Consider the following 15354-nt stretch of genomic DNA (forward strand, 5'->3'; position numbering starts at 1 on the left):
GGGACGGAGATCGTGGCGCTCATAACGCGCCGAGGTGGCAAATGATGACAATGTCTGCGACCACGATTGTCATCATCTGCCACCTCGGCGGGGCTTGTTAGGCGAACTTCGCCAGGGGGTTGGCCAGCCGTCCGGCCATTTGAAGTCCGCCCGAGGGATCGGAGATGTCCAGCATCTGCTGGTTGTTCCGAAGCTGCAGCCGGTTGAGGCAGGACAATTCGAAGTCCGGGGCGAAGAGGTCGTGCATGGCGAACTGGTCTGCCAACTCCGGATGACGTGCCTGGTATTCGCGCAGCACCGAGGCCGCGGTTCCCCAGAACTCGTCCTCGCGGAGCGTCCCGTCTTCCACGAGGATCGCACCGAGGAAGCGGAAGATGCAGTCGAAGACATCGGTGAAGATCGCCAGGACCATCTCTTCGGCAGGAATCTCGGCCTTGATGCGGGAAACCTCTTCCGGGAGTTCAAGCCGGTCACCCATCACCACGATTTCCTCGGCCAGGTCCTTCATGATGGCCCGCACCGGCACGCCGTTTTCCAGGATCAGGATGACGTTCTCGCCGTGCGGCATGAAGGCAAGCTCGTACTCGAAGAGGCAATGCACCAGCGGCACGAGGTAGGCCTCGAAGTAACGGCGCAGCCACTCGGTGGGAGCCAGCCCGGACCGGGCAATGAGGGAAGAAACCATGGAAACGCCAGATGCATCCACGTGCAGCAAGGAAGCCATGGTGGCCAGTTGCTGGCCTTCCTTGAGCAAGGGCAGCGGACTTTCCCTCCACAGGGCAGAGAGCATCTTGCGGTAGGGCGAACCCTTGGCCGAAGCCGCCTCGTAGTAGTGGTTGTGGTACCCGATGGCGGCAGATTCCTTGATCATGGCCAGGCCCCGGTTCTGGAGCTCCTGGTCCTTCGAGATCACGTCCTGCAACCAGTCGTTGATGGCCGGCGTTGCCTTCATGTACTGCGGTGACAGCCCGCGCATGAAGCCCATGTTCAGCACGGACATGGCCGTCTTGACGTACGCCTTCTCCGGTGACGTGGTGTTGAAGAACGTGCGGATGGACTGCTGGGCCTGGTAGTCGTCCTCCCCCGAGCCGAGGTGCACAATGTGGCGCTGGGCGATTTCTGCCGCGAACGTCACGGTGAGCTTGTTGTCCCATTGCCACGGATGGACCGGCATGAGCAGGTAGTCATCGGGGTCGAGTCCGGACGCGGACAATTCCGTGCTGAACCATGCGAGCGTTGCGGGCCCTAGTTCCGCTTCGAAGTGCGTCCGGTAATCGAGGCCGGCGCTGGAGGTGAACACGGCTTTGCTGCGGTGCACGGCGATCCACTGCAGCCGCACAACGGCTCCGGTTTCCGGCGCGAAAGCATGGTAGTCGGAAATCCCGAAGCCAAGGCGGCCGTTGTTGGCCACGAAGCACGGGTGTCCCTCGGTCATGCTGTGCTCGATCGCCTGGAAATCCGCAGCCACGTCGAACCCACCCGTGACACCCGCGGCCAGCTCGGCGGAGCCGAACGGCTTGCCCTGCTTGTAGGCGTGGCTGGCCAGGGTGCTGCTGATTTCTTCGAGGTAGACAGGGAGCATTTCCATCTTGATGCCCAGTGCTTCATGGAACTCGGCAATGAAGTCCAGGGCATCCAGCGGCAGCTCCTCGCCGTCGCGGAAGCGGGCAATGGATTCCGGCCGGACCGCCCAATGATCCAGCTCCAGGACGGTTGCACGGAAGCGGTACTCAACCGTGTCGTCGTCGCTCGTCACGCGGTACAGGCCAACGCCTGCACCCTCGTCGCGGATCAGGTCCGGAACCAGGATCCGTTCATGCGAGAACTCCGCGATCGCCTTCCGGATCAGGTGCCGGTTGGCAACGGCCCAGCTCTCCGGGTTGAGGTGGGAAACGGGTGCGGCCGACTGCGCGATGCCGGTTTCGACGGTGCTGGTCACTGGTCTTCTCCTCTGGTCGCCGCGGCAGGCGCGGCCAGAATCGGGGTCAGGGTGGCAAGGAAATCCTCGCGCGTGCAGAAACTCAGCAGCCCCTGCTTGTGGTCTTCGGAAGGGTCGACGGCGGGAAGGGTCACCACGCCGTGCGGGCGGAAGCCCACCTTCTGGTTGAGCGCATGGATCTTGTGGTTGCGGGCATCAGGCTCGACGACGACCCGCCGGGTTTCGGGGTCCTCGAACAGTTCCTGCATCACGGCCTGCATGACGGCGGTGGTGAAGCCCGGTTGCGGGTCGCCGCTCGGCGGGGAGACCAGCAAATGCATCCCGAGGTCGCCCGGCTGGACGTCGTACACGTCCGCCAGCGGGGACGATTCCGGGCGGTAGCGTTCCATCAGGAAGGCGGGGACACCGTCGTCGAGCCCCAGGAAGGCCTGGTGGTGACCCGTGGCGGCGATCTTTGAGTACTCCTCCACAACGTCCTGTTCGGCGCATCCAACCATGCCCCAGAACCGGGCGTATTCCTGGCTCACCCAGCTGTGGAGGACTGCTGCGTCGGCTACGGGATCCACAGGGCGGAACGTGAAGCTCATACTGCTGCTCCTACAGACTCAGGGGCGTCCACGACGACCGGAGCCGGCGCGCCGAACTGCTGGAATGCGATGCTGCGTTCGACCGGGTAGATCTCGCGCCCCGTGATTTCGCGCAGGATGCAGGAGTTGCGGTAGGCGGCCATGCCCAGGTCCGGGGTGACAAAGCCGTGCGTGTGCAGTTCCGCGTTCTGGACGAAGATTTCGCCGGGTTCGACGCCGGTACCGTAGTTGCGCTCGACGTCGAACCGTCCCTTCGCGTCGCGACGGATACGGTCCTTGATACCGGCCAGGAAGGCGGGTTCCTTATAGGAGTAGCCGGTGGCGAGCACTATTGCCTCCGACTCGAGGGTGTAGTCGCGGCCGTGCTCTTCGTGGCGCAACTGCAGGGTGTGGGTGCCCGTCGCAGCATTCCATTCGGCAGCCGTCAGCGAGGAGTGCGTGTGCAGCTGGGTGTCCACGATTCCGGACAGGCTCTTGGTGTAGAGGAGATCGTAGATGTCGTCGATCAGGTCCGAGTTGATGCCCTTGTACAGGTTCTTCTGGTTCTTGATCAGGTTGTCCCGCTGGTCCGAAGGCAGCGAGTGGAAGTAATCCACGTACTCGGGTGAGGTCATCTCAAGGGTGAGCTTGGTGTACTCCAGCGGGAAGAAGCGGCCGGAGCGGGTCACCCAGTTGAGCTGGTAGCCATACACGTCGATTTCCTGGAGGAGCTCGTAGTACAGCTCTGCGGCACTCTGCCCGCTGCCCACGATCGTGATGCTGCGCTTGGACTGCAGCTCACTCTTCCTCGACAGGTACTCGGCGTTGTGGAGGACCAGTCCCCCGCCATCCACTATCCCTGCACAGGACACCGGGATGTAAGGCGACGTTCCCGTGCCCAGGACCAGGCGCCGCGCGCGAAGCACCTCAGCGCCGCCAGGGCCCTGCACCGAAAGGCGGTACACGCCGTCGTCGTACGTCACATCCAGCACATCCGTGCTAAATCGGACCGAATCCAACTGCCCGGCCACCCACTGGCAGTACTGGTTGTATTCGGCACGCAAGGGGTAGAAGTTCTCGCGGATATAGAAGCGGTACAAGCGTCCCGTCTGCTTCAGGAAGTTCAGGAACGAGTACGGCGACGTCGGGTCTGCCAGGGTCACGAGGTCAGCCATGAACGGAACCTGCAGGTGGGCCGGCTCCAGCATCATGCCGGGGTGCCAGTCGAAGGAATCGCGGCGCTCCAGGAACACGCAGTCCAGGTTTTCCACCGGCTCGCTGAGTGCCGCGAGGCCAAGGTTGAAGGGCCCGACGCCGATGCCCGCGACGTCGTAAATCTTGCTGTTGTCCGGGGTGCTCACGCGGCGGCCTCCGTGGTGTTTGCGAGCAGGCTGGCGCCCGTGCGGCGGATGAGTTCGATGATTTCCTGAATGTCCCTCAGGGAGGCCTCGGCGTTGAGGAGGGTGAATTTGAGGTAGTGGCGTCCGGCCACCTTCGTGCCTGCCACAACGGCTTCGCCGGATGCGAAGATCGCGGCACGGATGGCGGGATTGAGGGCGTCGGCGGCGTTCTCGTCGAGCTTTTCGCCGCCGATGAGAGGCCGGTAACGGAACACAAGCGTGCTCAACTGCGGCGCTGCGGCGAGTTCGAACTCAGCGTCATCGGCAAGCAACGCACCTACGCGGCCCGTCAGGTCGATGGCTTCGTCGAACAGGGCACCAATGGCGTCGGCGCCCATGATGCGCAGGGTCAGCCAGAGCTTCAGGGCATCGAAACGGCGCGTGGTCTGGATGCTCTTGTCCACCTGGTTGGGGATCTCGGCCTTGGCGGCGCTCTCCGGGTTCAGGTAGTCGGCGTAGTAGGTGACATGGCCGAGCATGGATCCATGGCGGACCAACACAGCACTGGAGCTGACTGGCTGGAAGAACGTCTTGTGGAAGTCGACGGTCACGGAATCGGCCAAGTGGATGCCGTCCAGAAGGTGACGGTAGCGGCCGGAAACAATGAGCCCTCCACCGTAGGCGGCGTCCACGTGCAGCCAGGAGTCATAGGCGCGGACCAGTGCGGCAAGCTCGGAGAGCGGATCAACCGAACCGAAGTCGGTGGTCCCGGCAGTGGCCACCACCGCCATGGGTACCAGCCCGGCGTCGTGGGCTTCCGCCAAAGCAGCCGCAAGGGCGGCGGGATCCATGCGGTGGTCTTCGGCAGTGGGAATGGCGATGACGGCATCGAAGCCGAGGCCGAGCATGGAGGCCGACTTCTGGATGCTGAAGTGGCTGTCCGCGGACGTGAAGATCCGGAGGCGGTCCAGCAGGTGCGGCAGGCGGGCCTCCGGGGCGTCCGTACGCAGCTTGGCGACGGCGTGGTTACGGGCAATCAGCAGCGCCTGGAAGTTGGACTGGCTGCCGCCGGAGGTGAAGACGCCATCCGCTTCTGCGGTGAAGCCGATTCGCTCGGCGGTCCAATCGATGAGGCGGCGCTCGATCATGGTGGCACCCGCGCTCTGGTCCCACGTGTCCATGGAGGAGTTCACGGCCGAGAGCACGGCCTCGCCCACCAGCGCCGGGATGACCACCGGGCAGTTCAAATGTGCGGCATAGCGTGCGTCGTGGAAGTAGATGGCGTCCTTGAGGTAGAGCTCCTCCAACTCCTCCAAGGCGGCGGCGGTGTCGGGAAGGGGTCGCTCGAGGTCGACGGCACCAACTTTGGCCTTCAGTTCCGCATTCGCGACGCCGGTGAACGGCTGGGCGGTGCGCTGCACCTTGGTGGAGACGGCATTGACTCCCTGGAGGACCTGCGCCACGTAGCTGGGCGAATTTCGTGCGTTGAACAGTTGGTTGGTGGCAGCAAGTGCCAGCTCCACTTTGGAGCCGAAATCCTGCTCCTGAGCTATCTGCTCTTCGACACTGGGTGACGTCACGACAGCTTCCTTCCGTTGCGTTGGGATCGCTAGTTAGCAAAGGCAAGCCTTACTTAGGTTGGCCTTTGCGTCAAACTTTTGTGACCTAATTCGCTCGGAAGGCGGTTTCTCGGTGATGTACCGGGCGGTAACGCGTCATTGACTTTCCCCGGAAGGCATTTGGGTGCAAAATGTCACGCCTTTCGGCCAATGAATGGCTGCTTCAGGCCACCCTTCCGGCCGGCCCGAGTTCGACAGGCAGCTCCGGGGACCGGCTGTACTGGGACCACCCGCCCACGAACAGGCGCCCCTCACCCAGCCCTAGATGCTCCAGCATGAGGAGGTTGTGGCACGCCGTCACCCCGGAGCCGCAGTAACTGATGAACCGATCGGCGGTGTGGATTCCCGCCGCCCGGACGTTACGGCGAAGCTCGCCGTCCGCCAATAGCCTTCCGGTGGCATCAAGGTTCTCCCGGCAGGGAAGGTTGCCGGCCCCCGGGATGTGTCCCGGGCGGGGATCGACCGGGTCCTGCAGCCCCTCGAATCGATCCCGGTTCCGGGCATCAGCCACCGAAGAGTCGCCACGCAGCACGTCCTCGATGGTGGCCAAACGCTCGTTCGGCCACGGGCGGACGCTGAAGTCCGCGACCTCCCTTGCTGCAGGCGCCGACTCCAGCGGTCCGCGATAGGAGGCCATCCCGCCGTCGAGAATTGCTGCCTGGCGACCGGTAGCCCGAAGCATCCAGACCAACCGTGCGGCAATGACCCCACCGGCATCGTCATAGGCCACCACAACGTCTGAGTCGCCAATCCCCAGGGAGGACATGCCCGCCGAAAAGACTTCCGGATCAGGGAGCGGATTCCGCCCGACCGCGTCGCCTGAATCACCGGAAAGCCAGGCGTCAAGGTCCACGAAGACGGCACCCGGCAGGTGGCCTTGATCGTAGGCCCGGCGCCCGGAACTGCCATCGAGGTACCAGCGGGCATCTGCAAGGACGAGATCCGGCCGATGGTCTTCGCACCAATCGAGGGAGACAAAGGGTGGGATCACAGAAGGGTTCGTCATTCAGAGAGAGTATCGAGTCGTCTCACATTAAGAGATTGATATCTCATTATTTGAGAAGGCTGGCCTTTCACGTGCCCACTGTTGGACTCCTCTTTTGGCACGCAGCCCAATGGCAAAAGAAGCGGTCGACCAGGTCATGATGAACCCGATCGACCGCTTCAGTTAGTGCGCCTCGACCCTGCTGCTTGAGTCGGGCTGCGGGCTAAAGGACAGCTGCCCCCAGGACGCACTTGACCTCGGACCCCTTTTGGGGGACCTCGGCGTTGATGGCCCAATCAAGGGCTTTGCCTGCCTGCGCGTCCTTGAAGGTCTGTTCGCCCTTGGCAAGGACTGCCGACGATTTGGGATCCACCCAGCTCACGGAGATCTTCACGGTCCCCTTGGTGCCGTCGGGTGGAGTCACGGTCCCCTTGGCCGCTACCTTGCCGGCGGCGGTATCGCAGGAGGCCATGGTGGTGGCTTCAATAATGCCGGTGCCGGGGTTCGCGGGTTTAGCCTCACCGGTGGTGGGTGCCTGGGTTGTAGTGGACGACGGCGGTTGGCCGGGTTGGTTGCTGGGCGAGGAACAACCAGCGAGCGCGGCTGCTGAGACCAGCACGCCCACCATGCACACGACTGACTTCTTCATGGAGTAACTACCTGATTCCTTTTTTGCTGATTCGTGGAAGCCATGGAAAGTGCGCGGCAACCGAAATGGGGAGACCGGTTGCCGCGCACTCCTTCCCTATGCCTCGGAACGCTTACGGCGTCCAATGAGGAACAGGAACAGTCCCGCACCAACTACCAGGAGGCTGATGGGCAACACGGTGAGAACAACACCCGTGGAGGCCAGCGACTCACCTGGCTGGTTCGGAACAACCGGCGGGAAAGTCACAACAGCACTTGCAGGTGGCGTAGTAACTTGCGGTCCCGTCGGAGGCAGGCCGGTGGCAGTCGCATTGTTCACGACCTTGCCGGCATTGATATCGGCCTGGGTTACCGCGTACGTTGCCGTCGCAGTCACCGTCTGGCCAGGCTGCAGCTCACCAGGAGTGCCCGGCCAGTTATAGCGCAGTGCGGACAAGCCTGGCAGGACATCGTGGATGGCCACACCCGTCAACATGACGTTGCCAGTGTTCTTCGCCGTGAAGGTGTAGGTGACGATGTCACCCACCTTCGCGGGATCCCCTACTGCGGAAGCATCCGCGGTCTTGGAGAACTCCAGTGCTGCATCAGGCGACAGCGGGGTGTCCGTGCCGGCCGGAGGCGGGGTGACCGCCGGGCCGGTGGGAGGAGTGCCCGTGGTGGTCGCCAGGTTGGCGACGTGACCGGCGTCGATATCCGCCTGGGTGACGTGGTACGTCGCCTGGGCAGTGACCGTCTCTCCGGGGAGCAACTCACCCGGGGTGCCGGGCCAGGTGTAGCTCAGAGCCGACAGGCCGGCCATCGGGTCGTCGATGGACACGTTGGTCAGCTTCACGTTGCCGGTGTTCTTGGCTGTGAACTGGTAGACGATCTCATCGCCCACGTGCGACGGGCCGGCGACGAGCGAGACCAAGGCCTGCTTGCTGAACTCCATCGCAGGAACCGGGACCAACGGGGTGTCCGTACCTACCGGCGGCGTGCCAACCGACGGGCCAGACGGAGGAGTACCCGTGGTGGTCGCCAGGTTGGCGACGTGACCTGCATCGATATCGGCCTGGGTGATCGCGTACGTTGCCGTAGCGGTCACCGTCTCGCCCGGCTGCAGTTCACCCGGAGTTCCGGGCCAGCTGTAGACCAAGGCCGACAATCCAGCCAAGGGATCGTTGATCGACACGTTTGTCAGCTTTACGTTGCCGGTGTTTTTCGCCGACAGCGTGTAGGTGATCAGGTCTCCGACCTCGGAGGTCCCTCCTGCAGCCGGCGCGGAAGCCGACTTGGTCAACTCCATCGCCGGTGCCGGGGTCAACGGGGTGTCCGTTGTGGCCGGAGGCGGCGTCAGGGCAGTGCCCGTCGGCGGAGTGCCGGTGGCGGTTGCCACGTTGGCCACGTGACCGGCGTCGATATCCGCCTGCTTGATCGCGTACGTTGCCGTAGCAGTCACCGTCTGACCCGGCTGCAGCTCACCGGGGGTGCCCGGCCAGTTGTAGCTCAGTCCGGACAGGCCCGCCAGGGGGTCGTTGATGGCAACATTCTTCAACGTCACGTTTCCGGCGTTCCCTGCCGTGAACGTGTAGGTGATGACATCGCCGATCTTGGTCGGGTCATGAACTGCGGACGAGTCAGCAGTCTTGGTGAACACCATCCCGGGCGCCGGAACCAATGGGGTGTCCGTCGTTCCCGGAGGAGGCGTCAGGGGCGTCCCTGTGGGCGGAACACCAGTGGTCGTGGCGCTGTTGGCGACATGACCGGCGTCGATATCCGCCTGGGTGAGGGCGTACTTCGCAGTGGCCGTCACGGTCTGGCCGGGCAGCAACTCACCGGGAGTACCCGGCCAGGTGTAGCTCAGTGCAGACAGGCCAGCCAGCGGGTCGTCGATCACAACACCCGTGAGCTTCACGTTTCCGCTGTTCTTCGCCGTGAAGTTGTAGGTGATCACGTCACCTACAACGGCCGGGCTCTGAACAGCCGAAGCGTCAGCCGACTTGGTGAACTGCAGTGCCGGAGACGGGGTCAACGGGGTGTCCGTCTTACCCGGCGGTGGAGTGACGGCAGGGCCGGACGGCGGGGTACCCGTAGAGGTTGCCTCGTTGACCACATGACCCGCATCGATGTCGGCCTGGGTGATCGCGTACGTTGCCGTAGCAGTTACCGTTTCGCCCGGCAGCAACTCACCGGAGGTTCCCGGCCAGGTGTAGCTCAGCGCGGACAGACCCGCGAGCGGATCGTTGATGGTGACACCGCTCAGCTTCACGTTCCCCGTGTTCTTGGCCGCGAAGGTGTAGGTGATCAGGTCGCCCACAACAGCCGGGTCCTGGATCGCGGAAGCGTCAGCGGACTTGGTGAACTCCATGGCCGGAGCCGGGGTCAACGGAGTATCCGTGGTTCCCGGAGCAGGCGTGACCGGGGTGCCGGTCGGAGGAACACCAGTGGTGGTGGCGCTGTTGGCAACGTGACCCGCATCGATATCCGCCTGGGTGATCGCGTAGCTTGCCGTCGCAGTCACCGTCTGGCCGGGAAGCAGGATCCCCTGCACGCCGGGCCACGAGTAGACCAGCGGAGACAGGCCCGCCAACGGGTCGTTGATGGCCACGTCCGTGAGGGTGACATTGCCCGTGTTCTTCGCCGTGAACGTGTAGTTGATGCGATCGCCTACAACACTCGGGGTCTGGACTCCGGACGCGTCAGCCGTCTTGGTGAACTCCATTGCGGGGCCAGGCGTCAGCGGGGTATCCGTTCCTGACCGCGGCGGGGAGATCGCCGGGCCGGTGGGCGGATTACCTGTGCTGGTCGCCCAGTTCACAACATGGCCGGCATCGATGTCAGCCTGCGTGATCGCGTAGCTTGCCTTCGCAGTCACGGACTGGCCAGGCTGCAACTCACCGGGAGTGCCGGGCCAGGTGTAACTCAGCGGAGACAAGCCAGCCAGCGGATCGTTGATCACCACGCCAGTCAGTTTCACGTTGCCCGTGTTCTTCGCCTCGAACGAGTACGTGATGACATTCCCAACCTGGGACGGGTTCCGGACACCGGAAGCATCCGCCGTCTTGGTCAAGGTCATGTCCGGACCAGGAGTCAACGGAGTGTCCGTGCTTGCCGGCGGCGGGGTTACCGCGGGGCCGGTGGGCGGATTGCCGGTGCTGGTTGCCGTGTTCGCCACGTGGCCTGCGTCGATATCGGCCTGCGTCATGCCGTACGTTGCCGTTGCAGTCACAGACTGGCCCGGCTGCAGCTCGCCCGGCGTACCGGGCCAGGAGTACACGAGCGCGGAAAGGCCGGCCAGGGGGTCGTTGATGGTGACGCCCGTGAGCTTCACGTTGCCGGTGTTCTTGGCGGTGAAGGTGTAGGTGACCTGGTCGCCCACAACAGCGGGGCTCTGGATCGCTGAAGAATCAGCGGACTTGGTGAACTCCATCGCCGGCGCCGGATTCAGCGGTGTATCCGTGCCGGCGGGCGGCGGGGTTACAGCCGGACCGTTGGGCGGAGTGCCCGTGGTGGTCGCAGTGTTGACCACGTGGCCCGAATCAATGTCGGCCTGCGTGATCGCGTAGCTTGCCGTCGCGGTCACGGACTGGCCCGGTTGCAGGGTTCCTGCGGCTCCGGGCCACGTGTAACTGAGTGCGGAAAGGCCAGGCAGCGGATCATTGACCACAACACCCGTCAGCACAACATTCCCCGTGTTCTTCGCCTCGAAGGTGTACGTGATGACGTCACCAACGCGCGAAGGCTTCTGTACGGCCGAAGCGTCTGCCGACTTGGTCAGTGCCATGTTCGCCGAAGGAGTGACCGGGGTGTCCGTTCCAGCCGGAGGCGGAGTTACGGCAGGGCCGGTGGGCGGGTTGCCCGTGGTGGTCGCCGAGTTAACAACATGGCCGGCATCGATATCAGCCTGCGTGATCGCATACGTTGCTTTGGCAGTCACTGACTGGCCGGGCAGCAGCTCACCGGCGGCACCGGGCCAGCTGTACGTCAAGGCAGACAGGCCAGCCAAAGGATCGTTGATCGCAACGCCCATCAGCTTCACGTTGCCCGTGTTCTTGGCCTCGAACGTATAGGTAATCACGTCCCCAACCTTGGACGGGTTCTGGATCGCCGAAGCGTCAGCCGACTTTGTCAGGCTCATCTCCGGTCCCGGGGTCAGCGGAGTATCCGTGGTTCCGGGCGGAGGAGTGACCGGAGGACCGGTGGGAGGGTTGCCCGAGGTGGTGGCCGAGTTGGCTACGTGTCCGGCATCGACGTCCGCCTGGGTGACGGCATAGGTTGCCATGGCCGTCACAGTCTCGCCTGGAAGCAGAGTGCCCGGTGTTCCCGGCCACGTGTAGCTCAGGTTGGACAGGCCGGCCAGGGGGTCGTTGATGACCACACCGGTCAAGTCCGTGTTCCCGGTGTTCTTCGCCGTGAACGTGTAGGTGATCACGTCCCCGACCCGCGAAGGTGACTGAACTGCAGAAGCGTCAGCCGACTTGGTGAACTCCATCTTCGGAGCAGGCTGTGCGGTATTGGTCAGCACGCAGTCGATGTCCGCACCAGCCACCGGCGTCAAGGCCAGGGAGCCGGTGAAGGCCGCACCGGAGGGCAGCCCCGGCTGGAGGCCATTGGCATCCGTACACGTGATCGCTTGGGCGTAGCCTGTTAGTCCGGAACCGGACTCCGTCAGGTAGTGAGGGCTTCCGGCAGCAGCAACATACTTGCCAGTGATACCCGAGCCGGCGGCAACAGTGGAACCCGTTCCTGACGTGGTGGAGTTGGCAGTGCTGTTGACCACTGCACCGGTTGCCGAGCCTGAACGGATCTCCATGGTGAACTGGTCGGAATCACTCAGGCGGGGCGCATCCAGCGCCTTGCTCAGCGCGATGCGCGGAGCCTTGACCACCAGGGTGGCATCAGCCGGCGGGTTCAGGTTGGTCTGGATGTTGGCAGCACCGTTAACGTAGGTTCCTTCGGAGTCCGAGGTGACATCCACGGTAATGGAGCACGATTCCTGCCCGCGGGCAAGGTCGCCGCCGGTAACGGAGATGACTCCGCTGCCTGCCGTCGCCGTGGTGACCATCGGGGCGCCGGCGGACTGGACACACGTGCCGCCAATGTTGGGGGCAGCTGCAACAACCAGTCCCGCGGGCAGCGTGTCCGTGATGGACCAGTCGTCCTTGGCGTTGAGTTCGCTGGTGTTGGTCACCGTCAGCGTCAGCGTGGACGCCTGGCCCGGGCCGATCAGCGACGGTGAGAACGACTTGTCCAGCTGCGGAGTCACGTCAACCAGGCGCACGTTGTCGAACGCGCCGTCGTTGCCGTTGGTGGTGCCGTTGTTGTTCCACATTTCCAGGCCCATGGATGAACCCACGGACTGGAAGGCCTGGTTGGTGGTCATCGAGTTGATGTTGACCGTCTTGGTGACTGTGCCGAACACGCCGCCAATGTCGCTGGTGACTTGCTGCTGGTACGCCTTGACGTTCGGGTCAGACGAGGTCTGGCACCCGTTGACCGGATCACCGATGGGAGTCACGGTTCCATCAGCGTCGATCTTCGCGAACTGGTAGGAGGGGTCCGCAGATGCCGCCATGCAGTTGATGTAGGCCGTATCGACGCCAAAAGTGTAGTAGTGGCCAGCCGTGGTGGCCACGGGGTTGACCGTCTTGAACATCACGCCGAACTTGGGGCCAGCCGGGATGAGCGCACAGAAACCTGTGGTTGTGGGGGTCGAAGGGCACTCCGTGAAGGAACTCGTCACATGCTCGGTGTCCGGCGATCCGGGAGTGAACTGCTGCCCCATGCCTTTGGCGAGCATGCGCAACTGCTGGTAACTGCGGCGGGTTCCGTTCTCGGCACAGCGGTCCTCCGTTCCGGAACCAGCAGTACCCGATACTGCCCACGGAGGCGTATCGGTGTTGCCGTAGCTCAGGATGACGCCATTGCAGCGTGCGCCATCAATCCAGGTGGGTGAGCCCGTGTACGTCTGCCCCGAGGCACCCACGTACGTCGTGGAGCCGGGCGCGGAGTAGGACTGGGCTCCGAGCGGCGTATTGTCGATGCCGTTCTCGAAGTCTTCATTGAAGACCACGGTGCCGGGCTGGGTGACGCCTGGCGTCCCCGGAACTGTGGCGGTGGCCGGTGGCGCCAACGCGCCACCTACCCCTAACGAAATGATCGCCGTAGCGAGGATGCCCGCTAACAGCTTTCGTGGACGTGTATGTGTCATGGATTCTCTTGGTTTCTCTAGGTCACGCAAGGGCCGGGGCCACCTAAGACCCTGGCTCTGGCTCGGCTGTTCGCCATTGATCCAGTACGCGCAACCAATGATTCGTGTCGTCGAAAGCCGGACAACCTCCAACGCGGCCGACATGGGGCGACCTAGTGCTCCTGTGGAGGCAACCCGAGAAACGTGACGCGAGAATTCAGAAAAAGTTCAAAAAGTTTGGGAACGTCCTAGTGGAAGGTGTCGGTGAACGTCTTGGTCACGATGTTCTGCCCGCCGAAACGGCAGTCCAGCGTCCCCAAAGACGCTGACTGGGGAAGGGAAACTCCCACCACGAAGCGAAGACTCGAAGGAACCAGTTGGCTGGAAGTGCACCGGATCTCGCGTGCGCCGGAAGCCACACAATCCCAGCCGGCGGGCACGGTGGTCCTGCCGGAGATAAACGTCGCGTCATCCGGGAGTGTGAAGACTGCCTCACCCGATGTCGGCGTGCCGGCGCCGGACAGGGAGAAGTCCACCGTGAGGTCGCGCTCAACGGCGTTTGAGCCGGGAACGGAGGCAAATGTTGCCTCAACCGTTTGGAAGACCGTGCCCGGGGTTGCGGGAGGCGAGGCCACCGGCGTCGACGTCACCACTGCGGAGTCGATGACGCTTGCCTTCCGCTGGAGCACGGGAAGGTCGGGAACGACGACGGCGGGTTCCCGCGGTGTGGCGACCGGCGGGACCGCCGGAGGTGCTTCCACCGCAGCCGGAGCCGGCGCGGGGGCAGCAGTGCTGGACGCAGCAGGAAGGGTGGGTGCATCCGGAACCGCAGGCTGCACGGGAGGAGCACTGCGGGCCCCGGCCACCGTCGAGTCGGACACCGGTTGAAGGAGCCAGGCAGCGACTCCCGCCACGACCACTGCTGCGACGGCTGCCGCAACCACCACCTTGGATAGAGCACCGGAGCCCTTGCCCGCGCCCGAGGTGGGCAAGGCCGCCGTCGAACCGCCGGCAACGGAACCCACGGATCCTGAGGCCAATGCCGCCGCGCCAGGGGTGAACGCGATGCCTGCAACCAGGGGGAAAAGGATGCCGCGCATCCGGCCTTCCACGTCACTAAGTTCCACCAGGAGGGCTGTGCACTGTGGGCAGGACTCCAAGTGGGAACTGACCTTTTCCTGCGAGGAGCGCTTCAACGCGTTGCGCGCGTATTTCCCCAACTGGCTGGCATATTCGTCGCAGGCTTCATCCACTGTCTGGCTGATGTGGTGCTGCAGGTAGGCCTGGCGCAGGCCTTCCCTGGCACGGATGGCAAGGGACGAGACGCCGTTGGGGCTCAGGCCCACAAAGGGTGCGGCTGCCGCGGGCTTCAACCCTTCGATGTCCAGATGCCAGAGAACCGCTTGCCAGCGTTCGGGCAGCGATTTGAAGGCCTTGGCCATGGTGCTCGACTCGAACTCGATCAGCACGGTGTCCGCGTCATGGACCGCCGAATCGAGGATGCTGTCGTCGGTGGCCATGGGCGTCCGCCTGGCCTTTTTGTTCCGTTCGTAGGCAGTGCGCCGCACGACGGTCAGGAGGTAGGACCGGAAGAACTCCTTGGGCCCTTTTCCGTCCTTCAATGACTGGAAGATCGACGCGAAAGATTCAGCAACCACGTCATCGGCGTCGCTGGGGTTGTCGGTTTGCTGCCGGGCAACGTAGTGGGCAATCGCGAGGTGCCGGTTGTAGAGGGTGTCGAACGCTTCCGTCGCTCCCTGGCGCACCAGATCCAGGAGCTGGGGGTCGCTGTCCACACCCGCAGTCAGGGACGACCCCCCACGTGTTCCCATCTCTAATGCTTGGTCCATAAGCAGTAGTGTGACATCAGATTGTCCGCTGACTTGAATCGAAGGTTACTTACGACTATAAGGGGGTCAAAATTTCTCCCGGAACGGCAACACGAAGCTCACCCCGACGCCACTAAGTCTTCATGAGGCCCCTCATCACTGCATCAAGATCCATCCGCCATGGCGCGTACCGCGGCCTCTCTGTGGCCAAAGTTGCCGGATCCGCGCGGAAACCCGGGCAATCGGGGGTCCGTCTGGG

The 15354-nt window shown here is 63.6% G+C and carries 8 protein-coding genes; all 8 read right to left on the bottom strand.

What is annotated here, in order from left to right; genetic code table 11:
• Positions 1–97: 97 nt before the first annotated feature.
• Positions 98–1939, bottom strand: coding sequence for an IucA/IucC family protein (locus ACIQTZ_RS13600; RefSeq protein WP_402981571.1), 1842 nt, complete (start codon positions 1937–1939; stop codon positions 98–100).
• Complete coding sequence (locus ACIQTZ_RS13605) at positions 1936–2526, bottom strand: GNAT family N-acetyltransferase (protein WP_402981574.1); 591 nt, start codon at positions 2524–2526, stop codon at positions 1936–1938. The genes ACIQTZ_RS13600 and ACIQTZ_RS13605 overlap by 4 nt, the downstream gene beginning before the upstream one ends.
• Complete coding sequence (locus ACIQTZ_RS13610; protein WP_402981577.1) at positions 2523–3866, bottom strand: lysine N(6)-hydroxylase/L-ornithine N(5)-oxygenase family protein; 1344 nt, start codon at positions 3864–3866, stop codon at positions 2523–2525. The genes ACIQTZ_RS13605 and ACIQTZ_RS13610 overlap by 4 nt, the downstream gene beginning before the upstream one ends.
• Positions 3863–5425 (bottom strand): pyridoxal phosphate-dependent decarboxylase family protein, encoded by a 1563-nt coding sequence (locus ACIQTZ_RS13615; RefSeq protein WP_402981580.1) that lies wholly within the window; start codon positions 5423–5425, stop codon positions 3863–3865. Before ACIQTZ_RS13615 ends, ACIQTZ_RS13610 begins: the two co-directional genes overlap by 4 nt.
• A 202-nt stretch (positions 5426–5627) precedes the next feature.
• Positions 5628–6470 (bottom strand): sulfurtransferase, encoded by an 843-nt coding sequence (locus ACIQTZ_RS13620; protein ID WP_402981583.1) that lies wholly within the window; start codon positions 6468–6470, stop codon positions 5628–5630.
• 202 nt (positions 6471–6672) lie between these two features.
• The gene (locus ACIQTZ_RS13625) at positions 6673–7098 is read right to left on the bottom strand and encodes a hypothetical protein (RefSeq protein WP_402981586.1); all 426 of its coding nucleotides are present in this window, start codon (positions 7096–7098) and stop codon (positions 6673–6675) included.
• Positions 7099–7194: 96 nt separating this feature from the next.
• Positions 7195–13287: a hypothetical protein gene (locus ACIQTZ_RS13630; protein ID WP_402981589.1), complete on the bottom strand. Its 6093-nt coding sequence runs from the start codon at positions 13285–13287 to the stop codon at positions 7195–7197.
• A 227-nt stretch (positions 13288–13514) separates the two neighbouring features.
• A complete protein-coding gene (locus ACIQTZ_RS13635; RefSeq protein WP_402981592.1) occupies positions 13515–15116 on the bottom strand; it encodes a sigma-70 family RNA polymerase sigma factor in 1602 nt (533 codons plus the stop codon).
• Between the last annotated feature and the right edge of the window lie 238 nt (positions 15117–15354).

The sequence above is a fragment of the Paenarthrobacter sp. NPDC090520 genome (assembly GCF_044769205.1).
In the GTDB taxonomy this organism is placed as follows: domain Bacteria; phylum Actinomycetota; class Actinomycetes; order Actinomycetales; family Micrococcaceae; genus Arthrobacter.

Bases quoted from the DNA above. Each gene is read 5' to 3' on its own strand.
- ACIQTZ_RS13605 (WP_402981574.1), bottom strand. From the start codon at position 2,526: ATGAGCTTCACGTTCCGCCCTGTGGATCCCGTAGCCGACGCAGCAGTC.
- ACIQTZ_RS13620 (WP_402981583.1), bottom strand. From the start codon at position 6,470: ATGACGAACCCTTCTGTGATCCCACCCTTTGTCTCCCTCGATTGGTGC.
- ACIQTZ_RS13625 (WP_402981586.1), bottom strand. From the start codon at position 7,098: ATGAAGAAGTCAGTCGTGTGCATGGTGGGCGTGCTGGTCTCAGCAGCC.
- ACIQTZ_RS13630 (WP_402981589.1), bottom strand. From the start codon at position 13,287: ATGACACATACACGTCCACGAAAGCTGTTAGCGGGCATCCTCGCTACG.
- ACIQTZ_RS13635 (WP_402981592.1), bottom strand. From the start codon at position 15,116: ATGGACCAAGCATTAGAGATGGGAACACGTGGGGGGTCGTCCCTGACT.